This is a genomic window from Nocardia brevicatena NBRC 12119 (assembly GCF_000308495.1).
GTDB lineage: Bacteria > Actinomycetota > Actinomycetes > Mycobacteriales > Mycobacteriaceae > Nocardia > Nocardia brevicatena.
Map to the genome: position 1 here is coordinate 39,268 of NZ_BAFU01000029.1, position 17,987 is coordinate 57,254.

Genomic DNA, 17,987 nt, shown 5'->3' on the forward strand with positions numbered 1-17,987 from the left:
CTTCCGCGACCGAGCAGCCGAAGGGGAGGAAGGTGGGCGGCCGGCCGACACGCTCGCGCCCCGTGCGTGTGTGAGCGACCTCGAGGTGACGTTCCGCCGCCGAGGCGTCGCTTTGCGCGCGATTCGGGGAGTGAGCATCGAGATCGCGGCCGGGGAGATCGTCGCGCTCGTGGGCGAGTCCGGTTCCGGTAAAAGCATTTTGGGGCTGAGTCTGCTCGGCCTGCCGGTGGGCGAGCCGCCTGCCGTCGTCACCGGGCGAGCCGAAGTGTGCGGCGTCGACATGGTCGCCGCCTCGCCTGTCGAGCGACGTAAGGTCCGGCGTGCCCACTTGGGTGCGGTGTTTCAGAATCCGGTGACATCGCTGAATCCGACGATGCGGATCGGTGACCAGGTGCGGGAAGTCGCGGGCTCGACGGCGGAGGCAGTCCGACTGCTCGACCTGGTCGGGGTCGCACAGGCAGCCCGCAGGCTGCGGTCGTACCCCCATGAGCTCTCCGCAGGGATGCGGCAACGGGTTATGATCGCGATCGCGATCGCCGCGCAGCCGGACCTGATCATTGCCGACGAACCGACCTCGGCGCTCGATGTCACCGTGCAGGCGCAGATTCTGGCGTTGCTATCCGACCTACGGGCGGAGCTCGGCTGCTCTGTATTGTTGATCACCCACGACATCGGCGTCGCTGCGGCGGTCGCCGACCGGGTCGCGGTCATGTACGGCGGGCGCCTCGTCGAGATCGGCGCCATGGCCGACGTCCTCGCCACCCCCACGCACCCCTATACCGTCGGCCTTCTGGATTCGCGACTCGATCTCAGCCTGCCGGTGGACCACCGAATACCTGTGCTGACGGGTATGCCACCGGATCCCCGCGACCCCGCGCCGGGTTGTCCGTTCGCTCCGAGGTGTTCGCTTCGTACCGACGACTGCGATAAGTCGCTGATCCCTTTGACACCGGCTGCCACCCACACTGGCGAGGCGGCGTGCGTCCTGCCGGCAGAGGTCGACCGGAGCCGATCGCGTGGGCCCACATCCGCTTTCCCGCCGCTGCAAATCCCGGACCGCTCGCGACCGGCACTGCGGTGCCGCGGCGTCGGCAAGAACTTCCGCCTGCGCAACGGGCCGGCCGGACGCGAGGTACTTGCGGTGCTGCGCGACCTCGACCTACAGGTAGAAGCGGGCGAGGCCGTCGCGGTCGTCGGCGAATCGGGGTCGGGCAAATCGACACTGCTGAGGCTGCTCGCGGGATTGGAGAATCCCGACAGCGGCGTAATCGAGGTGCCCGGTGCGTCGACGCAGATGATCTTCCAAGATGTCAGCGCCTCGTTGACACCGTGGCTGACCGTCGAGCGACAGGTCGGTGAACGGCTGCCGCGGACACTGGACCGGGCCGAGCGACGGGCCCAGGTGGTCGCCGCGCTCGAACGTGTGGGGCTCCCGGCGGCCGTCGCCGACCTGCGTGCCGACAGCTTGTCGACAGGGCAGCGCCAGCGCGTCGCATTCGCGCGGGCGACGATCGTCGTTCCCGCCGTATTGCTGTGTGACGAGCCGACCTCGGCGTTGGACGCACCACTGGCGGCGTCGATGTTGAACTTGATACAGACGCTGCGGCGCGAGTTCGAGCTGACAGTCGTCTTCGTGACCCACGATCTGGCCGCGGCGCGTTTTGTTGCCGACCGAGTCGCCGTGATGTATCGCGGCGAGATTGTCGAGATCGGCGCCGCCGAGAAGGTGGCCGGCGCACCGTCGCACCCCTACAGCAAGGCGTTGGTGGCCGCCGTCCCGAATATCGGGAGCGCACCGGAACAGCGACCCAGTGAGGCGGCTGGACCGTCGAACGTTCCGACGCCGGCTTCGCCTCTCAGCGGTGGCGCGGCCATCGGATCAGTGCCCGCGGCAGCAAAGGAGCGCCGACGCGCGAAACCGGGTGATGTGATCACGTTGTGTGTGCTTGCGACCCTGATCGTCGTCACGCTCGGCGCATCGTGGATCGCCCCGTATGACCCCGATCTCCCGGTCGGGGACCCGATCTCCCCACCCGGCGCAGCGCATTGGCTCGGCACCGATGAGGTCGGACGCGACATCCTGAGCCGCGTCCTGATCGGTATGCGCGCCAGTTGGTGGGGCGCCCTCTGCGTAATCGTGTCGGGGATCGTCCTCGGCGGAGCCGTAGGGCTGGTCGCGGGCACCCTCGGCGGGGTCGTCGACCGGATCCTGATGCGAATAACCGATATCTTCATCGCCCTGCCCGCAGCCTTGCTCGCGATCGCCGTCGTAGCCGCGATCGGGCCGTCGTATGTGCATACGCTGGTGGCGGTGGCGCTGGTCTGGTGGCCGTTGTACGCACGAGTCGTGCGAGGCGAGGTGACCAGGCTCCGATCGCTGCCACACATCGACGCCGCGCGTATGTCCGGTGCGGGCCGAATCGGACTCGGCCGACTGCACCTGCTCCCGGGCGCATGGCCGCCGACCATTGTCGCCGCGAGTCTAGACGTCGGCGCCTTGATCGTGATGCTGTCCGGACTCTCCTTCGTCGGGCTCGGTGCTCCCGCCCCTGCCCCCGAGTTGGGGGCGATGTGCGCAAGGGGGCTGCCCTATCTGCTTGATTCCTGGTGGGTGCCGATCATGCCCGCGATCGGGCTGTTCGTGCTCGCCACGATCGCCAACCTCGTCGGTGATGTCATACGCGACCGCCTCACCGACCGCTGACCGGAATCGCCTCTTCTTCCAGCGCAAGGGAGCGCCCCGAATGCTCACAGCCATAGCCCGGCGCGGCAGTGCGACCGTCCTCGTGCTCCTCGCTCTCGTCGCGGTGGTGTTCGTCCTACGGCAAGTCTCGCCGGTTGATCCGGCCCGAGCGTTCGTCGGCGACAGGGCCTCCGCTGAGGTCGTCGAGCGAGCACGGCACGATCTCGGTCTCGATCGGCCACTGCCGCTTCAGTATGTCGACTACGTCGAAAAGGCAGCCACCGGCGACTTCGGGCAGTCCGCGGTGACCAGGCGGCCGGTCGGCTCAGATATCATCGAATTCCTGCCCGCCACAGCGGAACTGATAATTTGCGCGTTCGTGCTGGCGGTATTGCTCGGCTTGCTGCTCGGCGCGGCGACAGCACTGCGCTGGCCGGGGTCGGGCGCCCTGCGATTCGTGTTGATCGGCGGATCGTCAATGCCGATATTCCTCGCGGCCTTGCTTGCGATCCTGTTATTCTACAAGTATTTCGGGGTTCTGCCCGCTCGCGGGCGAAGCTCCTTCAGCGACGCGCCCGACGGGCTGACCGGGTCCTTGCTCATCGACTCGCTGCTCGCCGGGCGACCAAGCGTATTCCTGGATGCCGTCGAGCATTTGATCCTTCCCATGGTGTGCTTGTCGTTGGTGCCCGCCGTCGCGATCGGCCGGTCCCTACGCAGCAGCTTGCTGCACACGCTGCGCTCGGACTTCATTCGCACCGCCCGTGTCAAAGGCATGACCGAACTACACGTCGTCGGAAAACACGCGTTGCGCAATTCGGTGAACTCGACACTGTCGATCGCGGGCATGCAGGTCGCTGCCATGTTCGGCGCCGACATCGTGCTGGAGATGATCTTCGCCTGGCCCGGAATCGGCCTCTACACCGCTCAAGCCCTGAAAGTCGGCGACTACACCACGATCGCCGGAATCACCCTGACTCTCGGCGCGGTCTACGTCCTGACGAACTTTCTCGTCGACCTCGGTCAAGCATTTGCCGATCCCCGGGCATCCGATGACTGACAAGCGCGATGCGCGGCGACTTTACAAAGTCGCGGTTCTGTCCCTGGTCCCGTTGCCGGGGGTGCTCCCCGTGCGAGCGAATATAGGCGCCTCGGGGAGGCGGATACAGGACGCGGTGGACTGAGCTGGAAGCACCCGACATGGCTAGTGCTGCGTTCCTCAAAGATCATGTATCTTGTTGTGAGTCTTGTTGGTTCGGGTGTCATGGAGTGAGTTCTGCCAAAGGTGCTGGTCGCGCGTCCTGCGCGGGATGTGTTGGAGGAGCGGAAGATTCGTAAGCTCGCTGGTGCTCGGCATGCTCCGGGTGATTGGATTCGTCGGGCGCGGATGATCACGGCGAGCTGGGATGGGAAGTCCACTGCGGTGATCGCAGATGAGTTGGGATGCCATCCGCAGACGGTGCGAGAACGCTTGCACCGGTTCAATACTTACGGCCTGGAGGGGCTGGGCGATCGGCCGGGGTCAGGGCGTAAACCTCGCCTGACCGAGCCGGAGCGCAGTCGTATCGTTGCCTTGGTCGCCACCACGCCGCCGGGGCGGTTGACGCGGCGATCCGATGGTGCCCTGGAAGCCGAACAGGACGGGGCACCATCGTGCTGGACGCTGGATTCGCTGACCGCAGCCCTGCGCGCCGAAGGCATTGTCGTGGGTCGTAGTCAAGTGCGAAGAATACTTGTGGCAGAGGGGATTCGATGGCGTCGGCCGCGGTCGTGGACGACGAGCAAGGACCCGTACTTCGTCCCAAAAGAACCCACATCGTCGGTCTCTACATGCAGCCACCGGCCGGGGCCACGGTAGTCTGCGCCGACGAGCTGGGCCCGATCTCGCCCCGCACCTTCGGCCCCGCGCCGGGGTGGTCGATCGACGGACACCGCATCAAGGCCCCCTGGAATATTCGCGAGGCCCGGACAAGATCTGGGTCTACGGATCGATCCGCGTCCGCGACGGCCAAGCGGTCACGCTCACCGCCGGCTCACGCAACAGTGTGAACTATCAGAGTTTCCTCGAGCTGATCGAACAGGCCAACCCCGTCGGTGACATCTATGTGATCACCGACAACCTCTCCAGTCACAACAGCAAATCCACCCGCGAATGGTTCGAGGATCACCCTCGGATCAAACACGCGTTCATCCCGGTCGGGGCGTGCTGGCTCAACCTGCAAGAGCCGTGGTGGCGGATCTTTCGGCGAGAAGCCCTCGCAGGTCATACCTTCGCCGACCACACAGAGATCGACCAAGCCACCCGCCAAGCCACCGCCGCCCTCAACGCCCGCGCACGACCATGGGTCTGGGGCCGACCAGCCCCGAAACCCAGGACCCTACGCCGCCGGTTTATCTACCACCTTTAAGGAACGCAGCACTAATCGGTCGCAGGGGCGCCGTGGATTTCGTCTGGGTCGGCTGTTTCCAGGTACCGGTTTCGGGTATCTGGGTTGCTTAGCCTGAATCCACCGACGCGGGTTTCAGGCTGGTCGGCGCACCGTAGGTGCGCCGACCAGTGGGTTCAGGCTTAGCGCGACCAAGGGCAAGCCGATCAGTTCCGCGATATTGGTTGGCGTCGGGTCGCCAATGCCCACTGCTGTTGTCGCGGCCACTGGCGATCAGGTGTGTAGACGACATCGCGTGGCCCGAACGAGGGCGGCAGGTGCGGGAGGGGTGAATTCTCAAGTCCGCAGATGTTATCTGTAAGCGGGTGAATCGACCGATGACCGACTCTGGTTCGGCCATCGGTCGACGTGCGGGTCAGGGGTGCTTGTTCAGGGTTTGCAGGGCGGAATGTATCTCGGCGACCTCGTCGAGTAGGGCTTCGAGACGATCGAGCAGGTTCGCCCGCCGTTGGTGAACGCTTGCCGCCACTGCGTCCGTTACTTCAGAGGTGTCGGGCAGTTGACGGGAGGATGCTGGAGTCGGGCGGGTGTCGCTGCTGAAGATCTCACCGCACAGTCGTCGGACCCGATCTTCGTCGCCGCGAGGGAATCGCCACACGTCTATGTCCGGTACGAGCATCCCGCCGAGTTCGTCGGCCGCATCGTGGAAGCGTGGGTTATAGGGTGCTTCGACTTCCACCTCGGTCCCGATCGAGATGATTACACTTTGCATTGCGGAGGTCCTTTCTCCGTAACTGCCCCGGTCTGGTGTTGGCGCACCGGCCGGGCCGTATTCCGTCCATGCCAGGCCCGACGCTATAGGTCGTCGGGCGAGACGCTCAATGCTTGTTCGTGAAAATCCCTGTACACCAGGATTTTTCGTCCGTTGCATCGGAGTCAAGAGCGGGATGGGACCGGTCACGGCAGGCTCCTGAGATTCGAGGTCGTCCACTTTGTACGCACTTTCCCTTCCTGGTGTATCAGGGGGTGCGGTTCGTTGGTCAGGATGGCCAGGGCGGCAGCGACTTCGTGGAGGTTGGCTTTGACGTAGGTGGCGGTGGTTCCTGCTTTCTTGCTGGAGTGTCCGGCGTATTCCTTGGCGATCGCGTAGCCGAAGGTGCGTTCGACCCAGGTGAGGGTGGTGTGGCGAAGCCAGTGTGTGCTGACTCCCTGGGTGAGGACCCAGGGCAGGTGTTCGCCGATGCGGTTCCAGAGGTGGTCGTAGCGGCGGTGGGTGATCGGTCTGCCGTTGCGGTAGCGCAGCAGTTGTTCCGATTGGGGGCTGTGGCGGTCGCGGGCGTGGGCGGTGAGGTGGGTCATCAGGGTGGGGGAGACCGGTTGCCAGCGGTCGGTGCCGTCTTTTTCGCGGAGGTAGATCAGGCATTGGGTGGTGTCGAGGTCGTGGGGACGCAGCCCGAGGGCTCCGCTGCGGCGGCAAGCGGTTTCAATGTGCAGGCGCAGGATGAGCGAGTCGAGTTCGGGGTCGTTGCCTGTGGTGGCGGCGATCCGGCAGATGTCGGCGAGTTGGTGCGTGGGGATGGCGTAGCGGTGCGATTTGCGGCGGGTGGGACGCACGAGAGTGCGTGCGGGGTTGTCGGCGGGACGGATCCAACCCTTCTGCTCGGCGTAGCGGTAGACGCAGCGCACGGTGGAGACGAAGTGTTCGACCGCGCCGGCGCCGCCGCGGGAGGCGCGGTTGATACGGGCGGTCGAGCGGATGGAGTGGGCCAGTTCGTCGAGATCGGGTTTGCTCACCTGGTCGAGTCGGCGATCGCCCCAGCACTGTTCGAGTCTGTCGAGGTGCGTGCCGTAGGTGCGGCGTGTACCGGGGCCGAGGGTCGCGCGCACGACAGGGACGATTTCGGCGAAGGTGGGCACCGAGACGGTGGGTGTGAGGAGGTCCGCAGGGGCGAGACCCAGCTGGGTGAGCAGCAGCCGGGCCGCGGCGAGGGTGTCGGCCGCGGGTGCTGTGGGCTGGTGTGTTGATGCCATGGGTCACCCGCCCAGGAGTGCGAGACGAGCGCCGAGCAGGTTGTTCAGTGCCGCCGGCGGATACAGGAGAAGGCGTCCGCTGCTTCGGCGACCTATCAGCAGCACCCGGTCGCCGACGAATAGGTGCACGCGGCGTCGCTGCCGGAACGGGACCCGGAAGAAGCCATCAGCGGTGATGCGGATCGGTCCGCTCGGGAGTCGGCCGACGAGCAGCGCATCGTCGGTGGGGTCGATGTCCAGGCGTGTGCCCGGGTGCCAGCCGAGGGTGGTGAAGACGTGCCGGTCCAGGATCCGGCCTGCTTCGCCCACCGTGCAGACGCCGTAGACGACATCGCCGTCGGCTACATGGTGGGCCGGGGGAATGGGTGCGGGGCCGTGGACCAGTTGGTCCAGCGGTGCCTGCGGGGGTATGAGTGCCGGAATCATCGATCCTCCCGGCGGATGCCGCCGAAACGCGGCCCCAAGGCACCGGTGGCGGGTATCGTTGGCGGATCTGCCAGAAGTTTCCGCAGGTCAGTACGCATAATGCCTGATCCCTTCGTGTGTTCGAGTGCGCTCGAACACACGGCACGCAAACCCAGCAAATTTGCTGGGTTTTTGTGCGCGAGGGGGGATTTGAACCCCCACGTCCGTGGACACCAGAACCTAAATCTGGCGCGTCTGCCAATTTCGCCACTCGCGCTGATGGTACGACCGTCCAAACTTTACCGGGCCGGGGGCTGTTCGCGAAGCAGCGGGTGGGTGTGGCGTACTCGTCAGTAACACCACCTGGGATTATAACGATCACATAACACTCAATGTGAGGAAGGCTCATGTTTCCGCACCGTGGATGCGCGTCCGGACCTGCGGGTTCAAACATGAGGGAGAGTCATATTTCTATAAATTCTGGTACGTTCGTGCGGAAAAACTGGGCGGTAGGGGTGGTGTGTCGGGAGAAACCTGAGGATTCCCTCATGATTTTGTGTGATCCTTGCCAGGAGAGGCCGATCGGGTATGCAACGCCCGCGCGCCGGAGGAGCCGGGGATGTCTCCGAGGACATGTCGCCACTAGTAGGAAGTCGAAGCGTCTTGACGATCAACGAGAACACCGCGGCCAAGGCCGGGTACCGCGTGAACGTGGCAGGCACCGCTGGTAGGACCGTTGCCGAAGGGGTTCGCTCACCACTGCTGGACCGACTGCGCGGCGGGACACCGTATGCGCTGGCGTTCGGCGGCCAGGGTGCCCGGTGGCTCGGCGAACTGGAAGAGATCGGCCGGGACGCGGCGCTGGAGCCCGAACTCACCGCGCTGGTGAACGAGGCGGCCGCGCTGCTGGAACCGGTCGCTCGGCAGTTGCTGATGGTGCGCCCGATGGGCTTCGACCCCATGGGCTGGATGCTCGAGGACGAGCTCGCCGACGAGGACGCCTCGCGGAGTTCGGCCCTGCCGTCGGAGCAGGTGCTGCGCTCGGCGGCGGTCTCCATGCCGGGCGTACTGCTGGCCCAGCTCGCCGCCCTGCGGGCGTTGCGCCTGCAAGGGCTGGAGACCACCGAATTCCCGCCGGTCGCGGTTATCGGACACTCCCAAGGGCAGTTGGCCGTCGCGGCGCTGGCGCGGAGCGGCCAGTACGACGCCGAAATGCTCGCGATCGCCCAGCTGATCGGCGCCGCGGCCGGGCTGGTGGCGCGGCGACGCGGGCTCATGCCGGTGGGCGACCAGTCGCCGATGGTGGCCGTGTCGAATGTCGACCCCGAGGAACTGCGCGCGGTGCTCGCCGAGGTGGCCGAAGGGGTCGACCCGGCCACGGCGGCGGTGCTGTCCATCCGCAACGGTCGACGGCGTGCCGTGCTCTCCGGCGCCCCCGCGCAGCTGCGGCGGGTGCGGCAGCGCTGCGAACAGATCCACACCGAGCAGAACCGCGAACGTGAGGCCAAGATGCGCGGCGGTTCGGTGTTCTCGCCGGTCTTCGAGGACCTCATCGTCGACGTGGCATTCCACCACCCGGCGCTGGCCGAGACCGTTGATCTGGTGTCCGGCTGGGCGGACCAGTGCGGTCTGGACGCCGAGCTCGCCAGGACGTTGACCCAGCAGATCCTGGTCGACCCCATCGACTGGGTGGCGACCGTGGACGAGGTCGTCGAGGCGGGCGCACAGTGGATTCTCGATCTTGGCCCCGGCGACCTGCTGACCCGGGTCAGCAGCGGCACGCTGAAGGGCAGCGGGGTCGGCATCGTCGCGGCGGCGACCCGCGAGGGCCAGCGCAGCCTGCTGACCCCGGGCGCGGCCCCGGAACCGAGCCGGTCGTGGTCGGCCTACGCGCCGCGGCCGGTGCGGCTGCCCAACGGACGGATCGTGGTGGAGACCGCGTTCACCCGGCTCACCGGACGGTCTCCCATCCTGCTGGCGGGTATGACGCCCACCACCGTGGACGCGAAGATCGTCGCGGCGGCGGCGAACGCGGGGCACTGGGCGGAGCTGGCCGGTGGCGGCCAGGTGACCGAGCAGATCTTCGCCGACCGGGTGGAAGAGCTGAAGAAGCTGCTGCACCCGGGTCGACAGGTGCAGTTCAACTCGCTGTTCCTGGATCCCTACCTGTGGAAGCTGCAGCTCGGCGGAAAGCGTCTGGTGCAGCGGGCCCGCGCGGCGGGCGCTCCGTTCGACGGTGTGGTGGTCACCGCCGGTATCCCGGAGCTCGAGGAAGCCGTCGCGCTGGTCGAGGAACTGACCGAGGTGGGCATCACCCACGTCGCGTTCAAACCGGGCACGGTCGCCCAGATCCGGGCAGTGCTGCGGATCGCCGACGCGATCCCGCACTACCCGGTGATCATGCACGTCGAGGGCGGTAAGGCCGGCGGGCACCACTCCTGGGAGGACCTGGACGACCTGCTGTTGGCCACCTACGCCGAACTGCGCGGCCGCGACAATGTGGTGGTCTGCGTCGGCGGCGGGATCGGCACCCCCGAGCGGACGACCGAATACCTGACCGGCACCTGGTCGACCGCGCACGGCTACCCCGCGATGCCGCTGGACGGCGTGCTGGTCGGCACCGCCGCCATGGCGACCCTCGAGGCCACCACCGCGCCCGAGGTGAAGCAGCTGCTGGTGGACACGCCGGGCACCCCCGACTGGGTGGGTGCCGGCACCGCCCGCGGCGGGATGGCCTCCGGGCGCAGCCAATTGGGCGCCGACATCCACGAGATCGACAACGCCGCCTCGCGCACCGGCCGGCTGCTCGACGAGGTCGCCGGCGACGCCGACGCGGTCGCCGCGCGGCGCGACGAGATCGTTACCGCGCTGAACGCCACCGCCAAACCGTACTTCGGCGATGTGGCCACCATGACCTACACCGAATGGCTCGAGCGCTATATCGAACTGGCCGTCGGGACGGACCGCCGCCAGGACTTCGACTGCGGCAGCGATCTCGGCGACGCGATCACCGAGGCGACCCGTTCGGTGTGGCTGGACATCACCTGGCGCGACCGGTTCGCCGAGATGCTGCACCGCGCCGAGTCCCGGCTGTCGCCTGTCGACCGCGGGCAGATCGAGACCCTGTTCGCCGACGACGACCTGGAGAACCCGGCCACCGCCGTCGCCGCTCTGCTCGAGCGCTATCCGACCGCGGCCACCACGCTGCTGCATCCGGCCGATGTGCCGTTCTTCGTCTCGCTGTGCAAGACCCCGGGCAAGCCGGTGAACTTCGTCCCCGTGATCGACGCCGATGTGCGGCGCTGGTGGCGTTCGGATTCGCTGTGGCAGGCCCACGATCCGCGCTACTCCGCCGATCAGGTGTGTGTCATTCCGGGCACCGTATCGGTCGCCGGGATCACCAAGGTGAACGAACCGGTCGGCGAGCTGCTGGACCGCTTCGAACAGGACGCCGCCTACTCGATGATGCGGGCCGGCGCGGTGCCGGCCGTCGTGGACGCGCGCCGGGTGGCCGGTGTGACCGGCGGCCCGATCGACGTGGTGCTGGCCGCGCCGGATATCACCTGGTCCGGTCGCGCCACCCTCAACCCGGTGCACCGGCTGGGCGATCTGCACGAGTGGGCCGTCGACGAGAAGGGGGCGGCGCACCCGCCGACCGGCGCCACCCTCACCGAGACCACCGGTCCGGAGGCCGAACACGGCTACGTCGAACTCGTCGTGCCGCTGTTCGCGGGCCGGGAGGTGCGAATCCGGATCACCGTGCCGGTATCGACGTACAACGGCGGCGCGCCCCTGGTCACCGAGGCCGATGCCGATACCGCGATGTCGGCGCTGCTGGCCGTCGCGGCCGGGCAGACACTGCCGGAGGTGAAGGGCACGGTCGCCCATATCAACCTGGCCTGGACGCCGGACCTCATCGCCGACCATGCCGGGGTCACCGGTTCGGGGCTGCCGGCGGAGTTGAGCACACTGGGCCGGACGGCACCCGACGTGCTGGTCGGCGCGTGCTGGCCCACCGTGTTCGCGGTGCTCGGCGCGGCCCGCACCGATACCGGCGCCAGTGTGATCGAGGGCATGCTCGACCTGGTCCACCTGGACCACCAGATCGAACTGCTGCGCGAACTGCCGGAGACCACCAGCATTCTCGTTGTGCGGGCCGAGGCCGCCTCGGTGCTCGACACCGATCTCGGCCGGGTGGTCGAGGTGCAGGTGACGGTCGGCGAGATGCGCGACCAGGGCCTGGATGTGGTGCCGTTGGCCCGGCTGACCGAGCGGTTCGCCATCCGCGGTCGTACCGGTGCCGGGGAACTCGTCGATCCGCCGCGCGCGGCCGGAACCGTCGGCGACAACGTCACCGAGACACCGCGTCGGCGACGCCGCGATACCACTATCGTCGCGCCGCGCACCATGGCCGCCTTCGCCACCGTGTCCGGCGACCACAACCCCATTCACACCAGCGATTCCGCTGCCAAGCTGGCGGGCCTGGGCAGCCCGATCGTGCACGGTATGTGGCTGTCGGCCGCCGCGCAGCACACGGTGTCGGCGGTGGATACGAGCAGTTCGGTGCCGCCGTGCACCCTGACCGCCTGGACGACCCGGTTCCTGGGCATGGTCCGCCCCGGCGCGGAGATCGATGTCCGGGTGGAGCGGATCGCGGTCGACGCGGGCAGCGAAATCGTCGAGGTGTCCTGCCGGACCGACGGTGACCTGGTGATGACCGCCACCGGCCGCACCGCCACCCCGAAGACCGTCTACGCCTTCCCCGGGCAAGGTATCCAGCGCAAGGGCATGGGCCTGGACGCGCGGACCCGCTCGAAGGCCGCCAAAGAGGTATGGGACCGCGCCGACAAGCACACCCGGGAAGCCCTGGGCTTCTCCATCCTGGCCGTGGTGCGCGACAACCCGACCTATCTCAAGGCGCGCGGGGTGGAACATCGGCACCCGGATGGCGTGCTGCACCTGACCCAGTTCACCCAGGTCGCCATGGCGACCCTCGGTGTCGCGCAGATCGCCGAACTGCGGGAGGCCGGCGCGTTCGCGGAGGGCGCGCTGCTGGCCGGACATTCGGTCGGTGAGTACAACGCCCTCGCCGCCGTCGCCGGGGTGCTGCCGCTGGAGGCGGTGCTCGAAGTGGTGTTCCAGCGCGGTTCGGCCATGCACCAGCTGGTGCCGCGGGACGAGAAGGGCCGCAGCGACTACCGCATGGCGGCCATCCGTCCGTCGCAGATCGGGCTGCCCGACGACGAGGTGGTCGACTTCGTCGCCGGTGTGGGCGAGCGGGTCGGCGAATTCCTCGAGGTCGTCAACCTGAACCTGCGCGGTTCGCAGTACGCCATCGCCGGTACGGTCGTGGGCCTGGAGGCGCTGGAGGACGAAATCGATCGGCGCCGTGCGGAATTCGGCGGCAAGCGGGCGTTCATCCTGGTGCCCGGCATCGACGTGCCGTTCCATTCGACGGTGCTGCGCAAGGGTGTTCCGGAGTTCCGGAGCAAGCTGGAACAGCTGCTGCCGCAGGATCTGCGGCCGGAGGTGCTGGTCGGACGCTACATCCCGAACCTGGTGCCCAAGCCGTTCTCGCTGGAACGCGATTTCGTCGCCGAGATCGCCGATCTGGTGCCGTCGGAGCCCCTCGCGCAGGTGCTGGCCGATTTCGACAGCTGGTCGCAGCGGCCCACCGAACTGTGCCGGGTGGTACTGATCGAACTGCTGGCCTGGCAGTTCGCCAGCCCGGTGCGCTGGATCGAAACCCAGGATCTGCTGTTCACCGATACCGCGAGCGGCGGACTGGGCGTGGAGCGGTTTGTCGAGATCGGTCTCGGCGCGACCCCCACCGTGGCGAACCTGGCGAGCCAGACGCTGAAGCTGCCCGATTACGGCACCACCACGGTGGAGGTGCTCAATATCGAGCGCGAGGCCGGCATCGTGTTCTCGACCGACACCGATCCCGCCCCGGCGGAGGAACCGGTCGAAGAGGCCACCGATGCCCCGGCCGCGGCGGCCGAACCCGCGGCCGCGCCGGTCGCCCCGGCGCCGGTCGCCTCGGGCGGACCCCGTCCGGACGACATCGCGTTCACCGCCGCCGACGCCACCCGCGTGCTCATCGCGCTGTGGACCAAACTGCGGATCGACCAGATCGGCTCGGTGGACACCATCGAGGGCCTGTGCGACGGTGTGAGCTCCCGGCGCAACCAGTTGCTGGTCGACCTCGGGTCCGAGCTGTCGTTGGGTGCCATCGACGGCGCGGCCGACGCCGATATGGGTGCCCTGTCGGCCACCGTGGAACGCTTGGCCCGCACCTACAAGCCGTTCGGTTCCGTGCTGAGCGACGCGATCAACGACCATCTGCGCAAGGTGTTCGGCCCCTCCGGCAAGCGGCCCGCCGCCGTCGCCGAGCGGGTGAAGAAGGTCTGGGAGCTGGGTGACGGCTGGGCCAGCCATGTCACCGCCGAGGTTTCCCTCGGCACCCGGGAGGGCGCCAGCGTGCGCGGCGGGGATCTGGGCGGACTGGTATCCGGCCCGCCGAACGACGCCGCCGCGGTGGACGCCGCGATCGACGCCGCTGTTCAGGCGGTGGCGGCGCGGCGCGGGATCGCGGTATCGCTGCCCAGCGCGGGCGGTGGCGGCGGCGCGACCGTGGACGCGGCCGCGCTGGGCGAGTTCGCCGAGAAGATCACCGGCCGCGACGGCGTGCTGGCGTCGGCGGCCCGGCTGGTGCTGGAACAGCTCGGTCTCAATGACCGGGTCTCCGCGCCGGAGGCCACCGCGGACTCCCTGGTCGACCTGGTCTCGGCCGAACTGGGTTCGGACTGGCCGCGGCTGGTGGCGCCCGCGTTCGACGCCCGCAAGGCGGTGCTGATCGACGACCGCTGGGCCACCGCCCGCGAGGACCTGGCCCGGATGTGGACCGCCGACGACGCGGTGAGTGCCGCGCTGCCGGTCACCGGTTTCCTCGGTGCCGGCGAGGCCGTGGCCGCCCAGGCCGACTGGTGGCGGCAACGGGCGATGTGCGAGGCGCGTTCGGTGCTCGCCGGACACTACGAGCGCATTGCCGAAGCGGCTCGCGACACCGCCGAACCGGGTGAGTGGTCGACCGATATCGCCGTGGTCACCGGCGCCGGCAAGGGTTCCATCGCCGCGGCGGCCATCGCGCGGCTGCTCGCCGGCGGCGCCACCGTCATCGCGACCACGTCCCGGCTCGACGACGCCAAACTCGGCTTCTACAAGCAGCTCTACCGCGACAACGCCCGCCCGGGCGCGGCGCTGTGGGTACTGCCCGCCAATATGGCCTCCTACGCCGATGTCGACGCCCTCGTCGAATGGGTGGGCACCGAACAGGTCGACAACGCGGGCGGCGCCAAGATCAAGACCAAGGACGCCATGACCCCCACCCTGCTGCTGCCGTTCGCGGCGCCGCGGGTGGCCGGCGATCTCGTCGACGCGGGCGCCCGCGCCGAAATGGAGATGCGGGTGTTGTTGTGGTCGGTGGAGCGGCTGATCGGCGGTCTGTCGAAGCTGGGTGCCGACCACGATGTGGACGCCACATTGCATGTGGTGCTGCCCGGTTCACCCAACCGCGGCATGTTCGGCGGCGACGGTGCCTACGGCGAGTCCAAGGCGGCGCTGGATGCGGTGGTCGCCAAGTGGCGGGCCGAGAAGTCCTGGTCGACGCGGGTCACCCTGGTGCACGCGCTGATCGGCTGGGTGCGCGGCACCGGCCTCATGGGCGGTAACGACCCCATGGTCGAGGCCGTGGAGCAGGCCGGCGTGCGCACCTGGTCCACCGGCGAGATCGCCGACGAGCTGCTCGAGTGGTGCACCGAGCGGGCACGCTCGGTCACCGCGGAGGAACCGCAGCAGATCGACCTGACCGGTGGCCTGGCCGGCGCCGAGCTGGACCTGGCCGCGCTGGCCAAACAGGCTCAGCGGCAGGCCGAGGGCGCCGCCGAGCCCGAGCCGGAGACGGCGCGCACCATTGCGGCGCTGCCCACTCCGCCGACGCTCACCTCCGCGCTGCCTGTCCCCGAATGGGGCGAGGTCACCGCCGATCCCGCCGATATGGTCGTGATCGTCGGCGCCGGCGAGCTGGGCCCGTACGGGTCGGCCCGCACCCGCTTCGAAATGGAGGTCTCCGACGAGCTCTCCGCCGCGGGCGTGCTGGAACTGGCCTGGACCACCGACATGGTGCGCTGGGAGAACGATCCCAAGCCGGGCTGGTACGACGTCGAAACCGGTGAATACGTCGACGAATCCGAGTTGGCCGAGAAATACCACGACGCCGTGGTGGAGCGCTGCGGCATCCGCCGCTACGGTGATGACGGCGCCATGGTGGACAACACCGCACCGCTCATGACCTCGGTATTCCTCGACCAGGATCTGTCGTTCACGGTCGGCGGCGAGGCCGAGGCCCGCGCCTTCCACGCCGCCGATCCGGAGCACACGGTCATCACCCCGGTCGCCGACTCCGGCGACTGGACGGTCACCCGCCGGGCGGGCACCGAGATCCGGGTTCCGCGCCGGGCCAAGCTGTCGCGGTTCGTCGGCGGACAGATTCCCACCGGCTGGGATCCGACCGTATGGGGCATCTCCGCGGATATGGCGAACTCGGTGGACCGGGTGGCGCTGTGGAACATCGCCTGCACGGTCGATGCCTTCGTGGGTGCCGGGCTCAGCCCGGCCGAGTTGATGAACTGGGTGCACCCGAGCCTGGTGGCCAACACCCAGGGCACGGGTATGGGCGGTATGTCGTCGATGCGCTCGCTCTACATCGACAACCTGCTCGGCGAACCGCGGCCCAACGACATCCTCCAGGAGGCCCTACCCAACGTCGCGCTCGCGCACGTGGTGCAGTCCTATGTCGGCAGCTACGGCGCCATGGTGCACCCGGTGGCGGCCTGCGCCACCGCCGCGGTGTCTGTCGAGGAGGGCGTGGACAAGATCCGGCTCGGCAAGGCCGAGGTGGTCGTGGCCGGCGGTTTCGACGATCTGGGCATCGAGGGCATCGTCGGCTTCGGTGACATGTCCGCCACCGCGGACTCGGCGGCCATGAGCGCCAAGGGCATCGGCGACCGCTATTTCTCCCGGGCCAATGATCGCCGGCGCGGCGGGTTCGTGGAATCGCAGGGCGGCGGCACCGTGCTGCTGGCCCGTGGTGATATCGCGCTCGAGCTCGGTCTGCCGGTGCTCGGTGTGGTGGCCTATGCCCAGTCCTTCGCCGACGGCGTGCACACCTCCATCCCGGCGCCCGGGCTCGGCGCGCTCGGTGCCGGGCGGGGCGGCCGGGAGTCCCGGTTTGCCGCCGAACTGCGCAAACTCGGTATCGGGCCGGACGATATCGCGGTGGTGTCCAAGCACGACACCTCCACCGCGGCCAACGATCCCAATGAATCCGAGCTGCACGAGCGCCTGGCCGAGGCCATCGGCCGCAGCGCGGGCGCCCCGCTGTTCGTGGTTTCGCAGAAGAGCCTCACCGGGCACGCCAAGGGCGGTGCGGCCGCGTTCCAGCTGATCGGCCTGTGCCAGGTGCTGGAACAGGGTGTGATTCCGCCGAACCGCAGCCTGGACTGTGTCGACGAGAAGATGCTCGACTATCCGCACCTGGTGTGGCCGCGGCATCCGCTGCGGTTCGGGGACCGATTCCCACTCAAGGCCGGATTGGTCACCTCGCTCGGCTTCGGGCACGTGTCCGGTCTGCTGGCCATCGTGCACCCGGAGGCGTTCGTCCAGGCGATCGACCCGGACCGGCGGGAGGAGTACCAGCGTCGCGCGGAGCGGAGGCGGATCGAGGGCCGGCAGCGGTTCGTCGAGGCGATGTGCGGCGGGCGCGCGCTCTACGAGCGTCCGGCCGACCGGCGACTCGGAGCCGACGGCACCCCGGCAGCGCAGATCCGACAGTTGGAGGCCGATGTGCTGCTGTCCGCCGAGGCGCGCCTCGGCGCGGACGGTGCCTATCGGGTGAACGGCCAGAGCGGCGGAACCGGTGTGACCCATACCGGTTCGGATGCCGACTCGTCGGTGACACCGTAGGCTGTTGTGTCCATGACGATCCTCGGTATCGGCTTGGACTTGGTGACCATCTCCGAGTTCGCCGAACAGCTGCAACGCGCCGGAACCACCATGCTCAGGGAGAGTTTCACCGCTGGTGAGCGGCGCTACTGCCAGAGCAAGGGCACGGACCCGGCCCGCAGCTACGCGGCGCGGTGGGCGGCGAAGGAGGCGGTGCTCAAGGCCTGGGCATCGTCTCGGTTCGCCCGCCGCCCGCAGATCGGGGACAATCCGTATCCGCTGATCGAAGTGGTCAACGACGCGTGGGGCAGGCCGAGCATCAAACTGCACGGCCTGGCCGCGGAGTTCCTGCCCCGGGTCCGGGTGCATCTGTCGCTGACCCACGACGGCGATACCGCGGCCGCTATGGTCGTCTTGGAGGATCCGGGCGAACTGGCCGATCTCATCGAGGGACGGACACCGGAAGGCGCCTGAACCGA

Annotated in this window: 9 protein-coding genes, 1 tRNA gene and 1 pseudogene; 7 read left to right on the forward strand and 4 right to left on the reverse strand. The window is 68.2% G+C overall.

The annotated features are described in order from the left end of the window. Positions 1–70 precede the first annotated feature (70 nt). From ON20_RS32865 to ON20_RS06210, 5 genes and pseudogenes are all read left to right on the forward strand, one after another. On the forward strand, positions 71–2,704 hold the full coding sequence (locus ON20_RS32865; protein ID WP_245547077.1) for a dipeptide ABC transporter ATP-binding protein: 2,634 nt from the start codon (positions 71–73) through the stop codon (positions 2,702–2,704). A gap of 40 nt (positions 2,705–2,744) precedes the next feature. Continuing rightward, positions 2,745–2,957: pseudogene (locus ON20_RS38585) on the forward strand (ABC transporter permease); the annotation flags it as partial. Between the two features lie 30 nt (positions 2,958–2,987). Next, complete coding sequence (locus tag ON20_RS06205) at positions 2,988–3,743, forward strand: ABC transporter permease (RefSeq protein WP_245547079.1); 756 nt, start codon at positions 2,988–2,990, stop codon at positions 3,741–3,743. Between the two features lie 252 nt (positions 3,744–3,995). Beyond that, on the forward strand, positions 3,996–4,541 hold the full coding sequence (locus ON20_RS40460; RefSeq protein WP_368853920.1) for a helix-turn-helix domain-containing protein: 546 nt from the start codon (positions 3,996–3,998) through the stop codon (positions 4,539–4,541). 55 nt (positions 4,542–4,596) lie between these two features. Beyond that, positions 4,597–5,091, forward strand: coding sequence for a transposase (locus ON20_RS06210; RefSeq protein ID WP_218002455.1), 495 nt, complete (start codon positions 4,597–4,599; stop codon positions 5,089–5,091). Positions 5,092–5,485: 394 nt separating this feature from the next. On the opposite strand, the gene ON20_RS06215 is transcribed toward ON20_RS06210, so the two are convergent. The 4 genes from ON20_RS06215 to ON20_RS06230 all read right to left on the reverse strand — a co-directional run bounded on the left by ON20_RS06215 (position 5,486) and on the right by ON20_RS06230 (position 7,783). Continuing rightward, positions 5,486–5,842, reverse strand: coding sequence for a hypothetical protein (locus ON20_RS06215; RefSeq protein WP_040833980.1), 357 nt, complete (start codon positions 5,840–5,842; stop codon positions 5,486–5,488). Between the two features lie 185 nt (positions 5,843–6,027). Continuing rightward, on the reverse strand, positions 6,028–7,101 hold the full coding sequence (locus tag ON20_RS06220; protein ID WP_051161775.1) for a tyrosine-type recombinase/integrase: 1,074 nt from the start codon (positions 7,099–7,101) through the stop codon (positions 6,028–6,030). Positions 7,102–7,104: 3 nt separating this feature from the next. Further along, positions 7,105–7,527: a hypothetical protein gene (locus ON20_RS06225; RefSeq protein WP_083864698.1), complete on the reverse strand. Its 423-nt coding sequence runs from the start codon at positions 7,525–7,527 to the stop codon at positions 7,105–7,107. Between the two features lie 174 nt (positions 7,528–7,701). After that, positions 7,702–7,783 (reverse strand) — tRNA-Leu (locus ON20_RS06230). A 386-nt stretch (positions 7,784–8,169) separates the two neighbouring features. Here ON20_RS06230 and ON20_RS06235 point away from each other — a divergent pair. After that, positions 8,170–17,529, forward strand: a complete 9,360-nt coding sequence (locus ON20_RS06235) for a type I polyketide synthase (protein WP_051161777.1) — start codon at positions 8,170–8,172, stop codon at positions 17,527–17,529. A gap of 12 nt (positions 17,530–17,541) precedes the next feature. After that, positions 17,542–17,982, forward strand: a complete 441-nt coding sequence (acpS, locus tag ON20_RS06240) for a holo-ACP synthase AcpS (protein ID WP_040833981.1) — start codon at positions 17,542–17,544, stop codon at positions 17,980–17,982. Positions 17,983–17,987 lie beyond the last annotated feature (5 nt).

What these genes read in the sequence shown, in the direction of transcription:
- ON20_RS06215 (WP_040833980.1), bottom strand. Translation starts at nt 5,842, where the DNA reads ATGCAAAGTGTAATCATCTCGATCGGGACCGAGGTGGAAGTCGAAGCA.
- ON20_RS06220 (WP_051161775.1), bottom strand. Translation starts at nt 7,101, where the DNA reads ATGGCATCAACACACCAGCCCACAGCACCCGCGGCCGACACCCTCGCC.
- ON20_RS06225 (WP_083864698.1), bottom strand. Translation starts at nt 7,527, where the DNA reads ATGATTCCGGCACTCATACCCCCGCAGGCACCGCTGGACCAACTGGTC.
- acpS (WP_040833981.1), top strand. Translation starts at nt 17,542, where the DNA reads ATGACGATCCTCGGTATCGGCTTGGACTTGGTGACCATCTCCGAGTTC.